This window comes from Streptomyces sp. NPDC055287, assembly GCF_053646035.1.
The window spans coordinates 621,055-633,261 of record NZ_JBSHNE010000001.1 but is presented as its reverse complement, the minus strand read 5'-3'; the positions used below and the strand labels follow the sequence as shown (position 1 = coordinate 633,261).

Annotated in this window: 12 protein-coding genes; 2 read left to right on the top strand and 10 right to left on the bottom strand. The window is 71.0% G+C overall.

What is annotated here, in order from left to right; translation table 11 throughout:
* Window positions 1-306: 306 nt before the first annotated feature.
* On the top strand, window positions 307-1,134 hold the full coding sequence (locus ACWIHY_RS02780; protein ID WP_454373738.1) for a LuxR C-terminal-related transcriptional regulator: 828 nt from the start codon (window positions 307-309) through the stop codon (window positions 1,132-1,134).
* Here the strand turns inward: ACWIHY_RS02780 and ACWIHY_RS02775 are convergent.
* From ACWIHY_RS02775 to ACWIHY_RS02765, 3 genes are all read right to left on the bottom strand, one after another.
* The gene (locus tag ACWIHY_RS02775) at window positions 1,065-1,847 is read right to left on the bottom strand and encodes a 4'-phosphopantetheinyl transferase family protein (RefSeq protein WP_454373737.1); all 783 of its coding nucleotides are present in this window, start codon (window positions 1,845-1,847) and stop codon (window positions 1,065-1,067) included. The genes ACWIHY_RS02780 and ACWIHY_RS02775 overlap by 70 nt on opposite strands.
* A gap of 177 nt (window positions 1,848-2,024) precedes the next feature.
* On the bottom strand, window positions 2,025-2,597 hold the full coding sequence (locus ACWIHY_RS02770; RefSeq protein ID WP_454373736.1) for a cysteine dioxygenase: 573 nt from the start codon (window positions 2,595-2,597) through the stop codon (window positions 2,025-2,027).
* 86 nt (window positions 2,598-2,683) lie between these two features.
* Window positions 2,684-3,589: a LysR family transcriptional regulator gene (locus ACWIHY_RS02765; RefSeq protein WP_454373735.1), complete on the bottom strand. Its 906-nt coding sequence runs from the start codon at window positions 3,587-3,589 to the stop codon at window positions 2,684-2,686.
* Between the two features lie 316 nt (window positions 3,590-3,905).
* On the opposite strand from ACWIHY_RS02765, the gene ACWIHY_RS02760 reads away from it, so the two are divergent.
* The gene (locus ACWIHY_RS02760; protein ID WP_454373734.1) at window positions 3,906-4,415 is read left to right on the top strand and encodes a CHRD domain-containing protein; all 510 of its coding nucleotides are present in this window, start codon (window positions 3,906-3,908) and stop codon (window positions 4,413-4,415) included.
* Window positions 4,416-4,484: 69 nt separating this feature from the next.
* On the opposite strand, the gene rbsD is transcribed toward ACWIHY_RS02760, so the two are convergent.
* The 7 genes from rbsD to ACWIHY_RS02725 form a co-directional block, all read right to left on the bottom strand.
* Window positions 4,485-4,874 carry a D-ribose pyranase gene (gene rbsD / locus ACWIHY_RS02755; RefSeq protein ID WP_454373733.1) on the bottom strand — a complete coding sequence of 130 codons (390 nt, stop codon included), beginning with the start codon at window positions 4,872-4,874 and terminating at the stop codon, window positions 4,485-4,487.
* Complete coding sequence (locus ACWIHY_RS02750; protein ID WP_454373732.1) at window positions 4,871-5,791, bottom strand: ribokinase; 921 nt, start codon at window positions 5,789-5,791, stop codon at window positions 4,871-4,873. The genes rbsD and ACWIHY_RS02750 overlap by 4 nt, the downstream gene beginning before the upstream one ends.
* Before the next feature lie 20 nt (window positions 5,792-5,811).
* Window positions 5,812-7,770, bottom strand: a complete 1,959-nt coding sequence (locus ACWIHY_RS02745) for an ABC transporter permease/substrate-binding protein (RefSeq protein WP_454373731.1) — start codon at window positions 7,768-7,770, stop codon at window positions 5,812-5,814.
* On the bottom strand, window positions 7,760-9,295 hold the full coding sequence (locus ACWIHY_RS02740) for a sugar ABC transporter ATP-binding protein (protein WP_454373730.1): 1,536 nt from the start codon (window positions 9,293-9,295) through the stop codon (window positions 7,760-7,762). Before ACWIHY_RS02740 ends, ACWIHY_RS02745 begins: the two co-directional genes overlap by 11 nt.
* Entirely contained in the window at window positions 9,292-10,308 is a 1,017-nt protein-coding gene (locus tag ACWIHY_RS02735) for a LacI family DNA-binding transcriptional regulator (RefSeq protein ID WP_454373729.1), read from the bottom strand. Before ACWIHY_RS02735 ends, ACWIHY_RS02740 begins: the two co-directional genes overlap by 4 nt.
* Before the next feature lie 145 nt (window positions 10,309-10,453).
* Complete coding sequence (locus tag ACWIHY_RS02730) at window positions 10,454-11,146, bottom strand: GntR family transcriptional regulator (RefSeq protein WP_454373728.1); 693 nt, start codon at window positions 11,144-11,146, stop codon at window positions 10,454-10,456.
* 61 nt (window positions 11,147-11,207) lie between these two features.
* Window positions 11,208-12,206 (bottom strand): proline racemase family protein, encoded by a 999-nt coding sequence (locus ACWIHY_RS02725; protein ID WP_454373727.1) that lies wholly within the window; start codon window positions 12,204-12,206, stop codon window positions 11,208-11,210.
* Between the last annotated feature and the right edge of the window lies 1 nt (window position 12,207).

Below are 12,207 nucleotides of genomic sequence, written 5' to 3'. Positions count from 1 at the left end.
TCCCTCTTCCTCGAGGCATGAGCGAGCGGGCCCTCCCGCTCCCGCTCATGCTGCCCGGACCGAGTGGCGCCGTCCGTGATCCGTGAACGCACAAATGTAATCTGCATAGTTGTGAACGATGACCATTCCACCCCGATGGCGTTCGATTGCGACAATTCGCCGCAGGAAGGCCCGTGCGCCACCGCGCTCGCGTGCTACCGACGCGCACTCACAGAAGGCCGGCTGCCCCGGAACGGGGTACCGGATTGCCTGCGGAGATTTCACCTTGTCGCCGAAGACCCTTATTCGCCCGAATTCGTCGTGCCCGTGCCCGCGGAGGCAGCCGCCTTTGCCGTACTCGCGCCCGTCGAGAGCGCGATATCCGAGCAGCGCAGGACGCTGAATTCGGTACGCGCGACGCTCGCCGCCTTCGGCGAGGTGTACACCGAGGCGAGGAGTCGTGAGCAGCCGCCGCTGACCCTGCTCACCGGGGGCGAGCTGATCAGCAAGGCGCTGGAGGCGGCGGTGGACGGCTGCCGGCACGAGTTGCTGACAGCGCAGCCGGGCGGCGGGCGCGCGCCGCAGATGCTCAGCGAGGCGCTGGAGAGGGACCTGCGGCTGCTCTCGCGCGACGTACGGCAGCGGACCATCTATCAGCACACCGTTCGGTCGCACCAGGCGACACTGTCCTACATCGAGCAGGTCACGGCGGCGGGCGCCGAGGTCCGCACGCTCGCCGAGGTCTTCGAGCGGTTCATCATCTGTGACGAGCGGGTCGCCTTCATCCCCGTGTCGGAGGAACGCGGCAGCGCGGCCCTGGAGATCCGGCATCCCGCCCTGGTGCGTTTCCTGGCGCAGTCGTTCAACAACGCCTGGGCCAGGTCCGTCCCGGTCCATCCGGACACCTCGCCACTGCGGTCGCCGGGCATCACGTCCGACGTGCAGCGCACGATTCTGCTGGCCGTGGTGTCCGGCGAGACCGACGACTCCATCGCGCGGCGCCTGGGCATGAGCCGCCGCAGCGTGGCCGAGCACATCCGGAAGGTGTCGCTGCGGCTCGAGAGCAACAGCCGCGCTCAGCTCGGCTATCTTCTGGCCGCCTCGGGGCTGCTCGAAGCGGAAGCGGAAGGAGAGTCGTTACCGGAAGCGCGCTGAACGGCGACGGCGGCCGCGAAACCGTCCGGCGCCGCCACATCCCCGATCAGCCACCCCACCGGGTTCACCGCCACCGGCCGGGTACCGAGATAGTCGAGCGAGAGGCCGCGGGACAGTCCGGTGCCGAGGCCCTTGAGGTACGCCTCCTTGCGCGCCCATACGCGAGCGAACGCGGCCGGCCGCCCGGCCTCGGGGACGGCCGAGAGCTCAGCGGTCTCGCGCGGGTGCAGGTCCCCCGCGACCTCGCGCACCACGCCGGGTCGCGGAAGCGCCTCCACGTCCACACCCACGGGTACCGCGGCGCAGGCGAGCAGCGCCACGTTGCCGCTGTGCGACAGCGAGAAGTGCACCGGGCCGTCCGCCGTGGCGGGCCGCCCGTGCGGGCCGCCGCAGGACGGGCACGGCTCACGGTGCAGACGTACCGCGCCGGGTTCCCTGCCCAGCCAGGCGCCCAGCAGCGTCCTGAGCGCCACATGAGCCGTGACGTAGCACCTGCGGTCGGCCTCGCGGACGAACGACGCGGCACGCTCCTTCTCACCGTCGTCGAGTACGCCGACGGCGAGCCGCTCTGCCGCGTCGCCCTGCCGCTCGGCGTCCACACTCCACAGCACGGGGGCCGCCCCGGCGCCTTCGACGGGCAACGCCTGCCCGTCGAATGAAGAGGGCTCTCCGAGAACCGGAGTCAGGGGCACGTACATCACGGTTCCGCTCACCGGGCAGAGCATAGGCAGTACGCACGGAATTCCGAAGCGGTCGACCCGAGGACGACCGGAGACGACCGGAAGTCGACCACGGGACGGCACGGGGACGGCCGGATCCTTTCGACCGTATTTCCCCGGGAATTCATCGGCGGAGGGGCTGCAGGGGAAATCCGCCCCGAATTCCGGGACTCAGGCACAGCCCCCGTCGGGGTTCGCGTACACGCGGCGGACGCTCGTGCCGAGGCGCGACAGGTCCGCCCCGTACACGTGCAGGGAAATCGCCACGTCCGTACCCGCGTTCCACACCTGGTGGATGTCACCGGGCGGCGCGAACCCGCACACCGCCCCCTGCGGGTTGACGACGTCCTCCGTGGCGACCAGCCGCGCCGCCGTGCCGTCCCGGTACGGGACGAGCCGGTAGCGCCGCTCGTGTTCGGCGCCCGCGTGCACGCCGGTCGTGCACCACGCCACATGGTCGTGCACGGGCGTGCGCTGGCCGGGCAGCCACACGAGGGCGACGACCGAGAAGCTGCCGTCGTGCTCCGCGTGCAACAGATGCTGGCGGTAGCGCTCGGGATCACTCGCGCGCTGCCCGGCGGTGAGCAGGTCGTCGGCACCGAGGTGCGGTGTGAGCCGCTCGCCCACGAGGTACGCCGTCGGGTCGGGCGGCAGGCCGAGGGCGACGGCCTCGCGGACTTCGGAGATCAGTACGGCGAGACGGGTGGTCGTACGCTGCGTTGTGGCCGCGGTCGTCGAGGTCATACGGGCAGCCTCGCGCCGCCTCGCGCACGACGTCCAAGGAGGGTTTGTGCGGCGTCGGCCAAGCTCCGCTTATGAGTGGGCAGTTGTCAGCAACCGATCTTGTTCGCCGCCACAGCCCTGAGCTCGCCCAGCACGAGTGCGGTCGCCGGGATACGGAGGTGCTCGCGCAGGACGTACGCCGAGACCTGCCGCCGGGACGCCGGCTGCAACGCGCGCCCCGCCACCTTGGGGTGGCGGAGGAAGTTGAGCACGAGGCCGGGCATCATGGCCGCACCGAGACCTTCCGCGACCAGGCTCTGCACCACCAGGTTGTCGTCGGTGGTGAAGGCGATGTCGGGAGCGAAGCCCTGTTCGGCGCACGCGTGCAGGAAGTGGATGCGGCAGCGCGGGCAGCCCGCGATCCAGCGCTCCTCCGCGAGATCGGCGAGCCGCACCGCACGGCGCCGCGCGAGGGGGTGCCCGGCCGGCAGCAGCACCAGCAACTGGTCCTCCATCAGCGGGACTTCCATCACCTCCTCCGGTACGTCCTCGCGCAGCCCCGGATAGGTGAAGGCGAGCGTGATGTCGCATTCGCCGCGCACGAGGCGCCGCAGCGACTCGGGCGGCTCGTCCTCCAGGAGTTCCACGCCCACCCCGGGGTGGCCGGCGGCCAGCAGAGACATGGCCTCCGGGACGAGGGTGGCGTTGGCGCTGGGGAAGGCACAGACGCGCACGCGCCCCGCGCGGAGCCGGGTGAGGGAGTTCATCTGCCGCCGCGCGGCGGACATGTCGTCGAGGATGACGGCCGCGTGCCGCGACAGTGTCTCGCCGGCCTCGGTGAGCCGGAGGCCGCGCCCGACGCGGGTGAACAGGGGGGTTCCGACGTCGCGTTCGAGCGCCTTCATCTGCTGGGTGATCGCGGGTTGCGTGTATCCCAGGGCGCGGGCGGCGGCGGAGTACGAGCCGGCCTTGACCACTTCGTGGAACGTCTTGATGTGCCGCGTGTCGAACACCCGTGCACCATAAGCAGAATTTGGGGTGTCCGGACACCGCCCCTTTCAGCCGTGATGGCCGACGGTGGTCGGGGGCGGCGGTGCGGTGAGCGACGAGGGAGGTGCGAAGCCCGCCCTCACGGCCTGCGGCCTGCGCGCCACCCCTGCGCCCTCCCCGGACACGGCACCCCCCGCCTCTGGCCGACGCACCCATCCAGCCGCGCAAATGTTGAGGGACGGTCATGGGTGACCTTGTGTGGGGACCAGCGATCCGACCTTGGTGCGGGCCACCGGGCTCCGTGCTGCTCCGGTCACCCCACACAGAGATGAGACGTCCATGCGTGTTCAGACCACCCTCATGGTCTCGGCCGTTTCCTGCGCGGCCGCCCTCGCCACCTTGACCGTTCCCGCCGCCGCGGCGGGTGCCGGCCCCGTCGGCGACGGCCACGACCGGGTCTCCCACGGCCGGGCCGACCTCACCGGCCGCCAGGAAGTGCCCGGCCCGGGCGACCCCGACGGCAGCGGCGAGTTCTGGTACGAGATCAAGCACGGCACCCTGTGCTACTCGCTGAACGTGCGCAAGATCGCGCAGCCCACCGCCGCGCACATCCACGCCGGCAAGCGCGGTACGGCCGGCCCGATCGTCGTCGCCCTCAAGACGCCCAAGTCCGGGGCGTCCCACGGCTGCATCAAGGCGCAGCGGAAGCAGACGACCGGCAACGCCGCCACGGTCCTGACGCACCGGGAGCTGAAGGAGATCGACTGCAAGCCGGGCAAGTTCTACGCGAACGTCCACAACCGTCCCTTCCCGGACGGGGCCATTCGCGGACAGCTGCGTCACCGGTAGGACGCCGGACGGCCGCCGGACGGGCTCAGTGTGAGCGCGACCGGCGGCCGTCCGTCGGTGCTCCTCGCGTCAGAAGAAGACGCCGCAGCGCAGCAGCACGTTGGCGTACGGCCGCGCCTCGCCGGTCCGTACGACCAGCCGCGCCTGTGCCGACCGTGCCTTCAGCTCGTCGTGCGGCACGAGGACAAGCCCCGGAAGGCTCGCCTCCAGCAGCCCGGCCGCCTCCGGATTCGCCTCCCGGACCTCGTGCGCGGCCGTGGCGCCCTCGATGACCAGCTCGTCCAGCAGGCCTTCCAGTACGTCGGCGAAGGAGGGTGTCCCGGCCCGGAAGGCCAGGTCCACGAGCTGCGGACCGGCCGGAACCGGCATGCCCGCGTCGCAGACCAGAACCCCGTCACCATGGCCGAGACCGGCCAGCTCCCCCGCCAGACGGCGGTTCAGAATCCCGGCCTTCTTCACAGCGCCACGACCTCCTCGGCGGTCGGGAAGGACGCCTGCGCGCCCTCCTTGGTGACGGCCGCGGCCCCCACCCGTACCGCGAAGGCGGCGGCCGTCGCCAGCTCCTCACCGAGGCTCAGCCGCCAGGCCAGAGCGGCGGTGAAGGCGTCACCGGCTCCCGTGGTGTCGACGGCGTCGACCCGGGGGCTCGGAACCCGTACCGCGGCGGTCTCCGTGCCGCCCCCGGCGACCAGCGCGCCCTCCGCACCCAGGGTGACGACGACCGACCGCGCGCCGAGCGCGAGCAGCGCCCGCGCCCAGTCCTCGGGCTCCTTGCCGGTGTGCCGGCCGGAGTCGCCGCCGAGCATGAACCAGGCCTCGTGCTCGTTGAGGACCAGCGGATCGCAGGCGGCGAGCACTTCGGCGGGCAGCGGCGCGGGCGGCGACGGGTTCAGTACGAACCGGCTACCGGCCGCCCGTGTACGGACCACCTCCGCCACCGTCTCCAGGGGGATCTCCAGCTGCGCCGAGACGACGCGGGCCCCGGCGAGGAGGCCGGCGGCGTCGCGGACGTCCCCGGGTGTCAGCCGGGCGTTGGCTCCGGGCGAGACGACGATGCTGTTGTCGCCCGAGGGGTCCACGGTGATCAGCGCGACGCCGGTGGGCGCTCCGCCGGTCCGTACCCCCGCGGTGTCCACGCCGGCCGCGCGCTGCGACTCCAGCAGCAGCCGCCCGTGGGCGTCGTCGCCGACGCGGGCCAGCAGTGCCGTCCTGGCGCCGAGGCGGGCGGCCGCGACGGCCTGGTTGGCGCCCTTGCCGCCCGGGTGGACGGCCAGGTCGGAGCCGAGCACGGTCTCGCCGGGCGCGGGGCGGCGCTCGACGCCGATCACCAGGTCGGCGTTGGCCGACCCCACGACCAGCAGGTCGTAGTCGTACATGCCTGTCCTGCCTTTCGCGGTCACGAGAAGTCGGCGACGTTCTTCTTCGTCACGACCTTGACCGGCACCTTTACCACGCTGTCGACCTTCTTGCCCCGCGCCGCCCCGACGGCGTTGCGGACGGCGATCCTTCCGACTTCCTTCGGCTGCTGGGCCACGGAGGCGTACAGCGTGCCGGCCTCAACGGCCTTCAGGCCGTCCGGCGTCCCGTCGAAGCCGACGACATCGACCGACGTGCCGGCCTTGGCGCCGAGCGCCTTGACCGCGCCGAGCGCCATCTCGTCGTTCTCGGCGAAGACTCCGGTGATCCCGGGGTGGGACTGGAGCAGGTTGGTCATGACGTCCAGGCCCTTCGTCCGGTCGAAGTCCGCGGGCTGGGAGGCGGCGATCTTGATGCCCGGGTACGCCTCGAGTCCCTCGGCGAAGCCCTTGCCACGTTCGCGGCTGGCGGAGGTGCCGGCGGTGCCCTGGAGGACCACGATCCGGCCCTTGCCGCCGAGCTTCTCGGCCAGCGCCTCGGCGGCGAGCCTGCCGCCCGCGACGTTGTCGGAGGCGACGAGCGTGGCGGCGTCGGCCTTGTTCACGCCGCGGTCGGCGGCGACCACCGGGATGTCCGCCTTGTTGGCGGCCCGTACGGCAGGGCCGACCGCGTCCGAGTCCACCGGATTGACGATGATCGACTTCACGCCTTCGCTGGTGAAGTTCTGCAACTGATTGGCCTGCTGGGAGGCGTCGTTCTGCGCGTCCGTGACGGTCAGGTCGACACCGGCGTCCTCGGCTTCCGCCTGGGCGCCCGCCTTCATCTGCACGAAGAAGGGGTTGTTGAGCGTGGAGAGCGACATACCGACCTTGGTCGTCGTGGCGGACGAGCCGGTATTGAGGAAGGACACTCCGGCGACGACGGCCGCCACGCACACAGCGGCGATCCCGAGTCGCGCCGCACCCTTACGGCCGTTCCCGGACGCGCCCGCGGAGGAGGCCGGGTACGCCGCCCCACCGCCCGTCCGCCGGCGCAGCGTGTCCAGCAGCACGGCGAGCGCGATGACGACACCGATGACGACCTGCTGCCAGAAGGCCGAGACGGACAGCAGGTTCAGCCCGTTGCGCAGTACGGCGAGTATGAGCGCGCCGATCAGGGTGCCGGACGCCTTGCCGACACCGCCCGCGAGGCTGGCGCCGCCGATGACGACCGCGGCGATCGCGTCGAGTTCGTACCCCTGCGCGGCCTGCGGCTGTGCGGAGACGAGACGGGACGCGAGGACGATGCCGGCGACGGCGGCGAAGAGGCCGGACAGGGCGTAGATGACGAGCTTCTGCCGCCTGACGCGCAGCCCCGAGAGCCGGGCCGCTTCCTCGTTGCCGCCGATCGCGTACATCGAACGTCCGATGTACGTACGCCCGAGGACGAGCGCGGTGACGAGCCCCGTCGCGATCATCACCAGAACCGGGACCGGCAACCAGCCGCCGAGTGTGTCGCCCAGTACCGAGACGGAGTCGGGGAACGCGATCGGCCTGCCCTGCGAGATGACCAGGGACAAACCGCGGCCGATCGAGAGCATGGCCAGCGTGGCGATGAACGGCGGGAGTTTGCCGTACGAGACGAGGGCTCCGTTGACGAGGCCACAGGCGATGCCCGTGGCGACGGCGAGGATCACGGCGATCCACACCGGGACGCCCTCCGACGTGGCCGTCCAGGCGAGGACGGTCGCCGAGAGCGCGGCCACCGATCCGACCGACAGGTCGATGCCGGCCGAGACGATGACGAAGGTGACGCCGAACGCGAGGATCGCGGTGACGGCGGCTTGCACGCCCACATTGAGGAGGTTCTGCGTGGTCAGGAAGTCGCCGGAGAGCAGCGACATCGCCACCACCAGGACGACCAGGGCGCTGAGCGCGCCGTTGTCGAGCAGGATGCGGCGGACCGAGGTCGCGGTGGCGCCACGCGCGCCCGTGCCGCTCTTGAGCGTGTCAGTGGCCACGGGGGCCCTCCACTTCGTTCTTGGTTCCGATCAGGTCCGGCGCGCCCACGGCGAGTGCCATCACCGCGTCCTGGGTCGCGTCGCGTGCGGGGAGCTCGCCGGCGATCCGGCCCTGGGCCATGACCAGCACCCGGTCGCTCATGCCGAGGACTTCGGGCAGGTCGCTGGAGATCATCAGGACGGCGTGCCCGGAAGCTGTCAGCTCGTTGATCAGCTGGTAGATCTCGACCTTGGCGCCGACGTCGATACCGCGTGTCGGTTCGTCGAGGATCAGCACTCTGGTGTCGGCGAGGAGCCACTTGCCGATGACGACCTTCTGCTGGTTGCCGCCGGAGAGCGTGCGGACGTGCTGGCCGAGGCCCGCCATCCGTACGCCCAACTGCTCGGCGATGCGGGCGGCCGCCACGCGCTGCCCCTTGCGGTCCACGAGGCCGGCGCGGGTGGCCGAACGCATCGTGACCAGACCGAGGTTCTCCTGCACGGAGGCGTCGAGCACCAGCCCCTGGCCCTTGCGGTCCTCGGGTACGAGCCCGATACCGGCGCACATGGCGGCGTTCACGTCCCCCTTGCCGAGCCGCTCGCCGCGCACCTCGACGCTGCCGGCGTCGTAGGGATCGGCGCCGAAGACGGCACGTACGACCTCGGTGCGTCCGGCGCCGACGAGCCCGGCGAGACCGACGACCTCACCCGCGCGCACCTCGAAACTGACGTCGTGAAAGGCACCACCGCGGGTCAGACCGCGTACGGAGAGCAACGCGTCGCCCGCGTCCGGACGTTCGCGCGGATACTGCTGCTCGATGGAGCGCCCCACCATCAGCCGTACCAGTTCGGCCTCGGGCGTGGAGGCGGGCACCTGCCCGATGCTGCGGCCGTCGCGCAGCACAGTGACGCGGTCGCCGAGCGCCGCGATTTCCTCAAGATGATGGGTGATGAAGACAACGCCCACCCCGTCCTCGCGCAACTGCCGCACGATCCGGAAGAGTTTGTCCACTTCCTCGCTGGTCAGTACGGCGGTGGGCTCGTCCATGATGAGGACACGCGCGTCCAGGCTGAGCGCCTTGGCGATCTCCACCATCTGGAGTTGGGCGATGCCCAGTTCGCACACCTTGGCCTTCGGCGACACCTGCACGCCGACGCGCTCGAGCAGTGCCTGCGCGTCGGCCTCCATCCGCTTGCGGTCGATCACGCCGAAGCGCCGGGGCTGGCGGCCGAGAAAGATGTTCTCGGCGACGGTCAGTTCCGGCACCAGGTTGAACTCCTGGTAGATGGTGGCGATGCCGAGCCGCTCGGCGTCCTGCGCGCCCTGGACGCGCACCTCGTGCCCGTCCACGAGAATCCGGCCGCTGTCGGGCCGGTAGGCACCGGACAGCATCTTGATCAGCGTGCTCTTGCCCGCGCCGTTCTCACCGAGCAGCACATGCACTTCACCGCGCCGCAGGTCGAAGTCGACGGAATCGAGCGCGACGACGCCGGGGAAGGTCTTGCGTATGCCTTCGACGCGCAGCAACTCGTCCTGGCTGCTCACAGGCTGCTCCTCTGGCTCAGCTCGCCCTCGCCGCAGGAACGGCGTACGACGAGTCGGGCGGGAAGGGTGACGGACTGCGGGGGCCGGCCCTCGATGAGGTCGACCAGCGCCCGTACGGCGGCCCGGCCGAGCTCGCCGGTCGGCTGGGCGATGGCGGTGATGGGCGGATCGGTGTGGACGAACCACGGGATGTCGTCGAAGGCGGCGAGCCCCACATCCTGCGGAACCCGCATGCCGCGCGCCCGGATCGCGTCCAGGGCGCCGAGCGCCATCAGGTTGTCGGCGGCGAAGACCACTTCGGGCGGTTCCGGCAGGGCGAGGAACCCCTCGGTGGCGCGCCGCCCGCTGTCGGCCTGGAAGTCGCCCTGCCCGATGTAGGCGTCGGGCAGCGGCAGCCCGTGCTCCCCGAGCGCCTCCCTGAAGGCTTCGACGCGCTCGCTGCCGGTGGTGGTGGCCGCCGGTCCCGCGATGATGGCGAGCCTGCGGTGGCCGAGGCCGTACAGATGGGCCACCAGGTCACGTACGGCGGGACAGCCGTCGGCGCGTACGACGGGCACGTCCACACCGGGAATCCAGCGGTCCACGAAGACCATGGGAGTGCCACCGCGCGCGGCGTCGAGAATCTGCGGCGATCCCCCGTCCGTGGGCGACACCAGGAGCCCGTCGATCCGGCGGTCGAGGAGCGTGCGGACGTGGTGGTCCTGCAACTCGGGCCGCTCGTCGGCGTTTCCGATGATGACGCTGTAACCGAGGGCGCGGGCCGCTTCCTCCACGGACCGGGCCAGGGCGGTGAAGTACGGGTTGAGTACGTCGCTGATGACGAGCCCGAGGGTGCGCGTCTGGTCGGTACGCAGGGACCGCGCGACGGCGTTGGGCCGGTAGCCGAGTGTCTCGACTGCGGCGAGGACACGGGTGCGCGCGTCGGGACTGACGGACGGGTGGCTGTTGAGGACGCGCGAGACCGTGGCAACGGACACGCCCGCCTCAGCAGCGACATCTTTGATGCTCGCCACGACCCGGACCACCTCCTTGTGGCTCGTGGAATCGATTACACACACGCATGGAATCGATTACACGCCCCAGACGCAAGACCCGGCCCCTACAGCGAGACCGGATCGTGACGAAGGTGCGCTCACATGAGCGCGGGGCCCCGGCCGGTCAGCCGGCCCACTTGTCACGCACATGACCCAGATGGCGGGTCATGATGGCGTGCACCTGCCCGGCGTCGCGGGCCAGCAGGGCGTCGAGAAGTTCGAGATGCTCCCGCGCGGACGCTTCCAGCAGCCCTCGCTCGACCAGGGCGGTCAGTCCGTACAGCCGGGAACGCTTGCGCAGGTCGCCGACCACCTCGACCAGGTGCGCGTTGCCGGCCAGCGCGAGCAGGCCGAGGTGGAACCGGCGGTCGGCCTCGACGTAGGCGATGAGATCCCCGGCGGCGGCGGAAGTGACGATGGACAGCGCCACGGACCGCAGAGCTTCCAGCGCAATGGGGTCCGCGGTGGTGGCGAGCGCCGTGACCGTCGGGATCTCGATGAGCGAGCGGATCTGGTTGTACTCGTCCAGCTGCTGATCGGAGACGGCGGTGACCCGAAACCCCTTGTTCGGGACGGTGTCGACCAGCCCCTCCTTGACGAGGTCCAGCATCGCCTCGCGTACGGGCGTCGCCGAGACCCCGAAGCGGGCGGCGAGGCTGGGCGCGGAGTGGACCTCGCCCGGGCGCAGTTCACCGGCGATCAGGGCGGCGCGCAGTGCGTCGGCGACGCGCTCGCGGTAGCTCTCGCGCCGGCCGCCGAGCGACGGCAGCTCCGGCCCTGCGGGCTGGGCCGCGACATGCTTCCGCTCAGCGGCCATGGGGTCCTCCTCGGTCTGGTGCGCGTCGACCGACCGATCCTAGTGCTATGTCACGTACCGCTTACAGCAGGAAGCCGGCGGGGAACGGATCGGCCGGATCGAGGAGGTACTGAGCGGTTGCCGTGATCCAGGCGCGTCCGGTGACGGCGGGCAGCACAGCGGGCACCCCGGCCGCCTCGGTCGTGCCCAGGAGCCGGCCGGTGAACGACGTACCGATGAAGGACTCGTTCACGAAGTCCTGGAGCAGGGGCAGTTGACCACGGGCGTGCAGCTGCGCCATCCGCGCGCTGGTGCCCGTACCGCAGGGGGAGCGGTCGAACCAGCCGGGGTGGATGGCCATCGCGTGCCGGGAGCGCTCGGCCGTGGACCCGGGGGCGAGCAGCTGGACGTGGTGGCAACCGGTGATCGTCGGGTCCTCGGGATGAACCGGAGGCTCCGCGTTGATCGCCTCCATGAGCGAGAGGCCCGCCGCGAGGATGTCGTCCTTGCGGCCCCGCTCGAAGGGCAGGCCGAACTGCTCCAGCGGCAGGATCGCGTAGAAGTTCCCGCCGTACGCGAGGTCATAGGTGACGGTCCGCCCGTCGGCGAGCGTCGCCCTGCGGTCGAGGGCGACAGCGAAGGAGGGGACATTGCCCAAGGTCACGGCGGTCGCGGCGCCGTCCTCGACTGCGACCTCGGCGGTGACCAGCCCTGCGGGAGTGTCGAGACGGATGGTGGTGACGGGCTCGACGACCGGAACCAAGCCGGTCTCGACGAGTACGGTCGCCACCCCGATCGTGCCGTGCCCGCACATCGGAAGACAGCCGGAGACCTCGATGAACAGCACACCGAAGTCCGCGTCCGGCCGGGTGGGGGGCTGGAGGATCGCGCCACTCATCGCCGCGTGGCCGCGCGGCTCGTACATCAGCAGGGTCCGCAGATGGTCGAGGTGCTCCACGAAGTAGCTGCGGCGCTCGGACATGGTCGCACCGGGGATGGTTCCCACACCACCGGTGATCACCCGGGTGGGCATGCCTTCGGTGTGCGAATCAACGGCGTGCAGGACGAGTTTGCTGCGCATG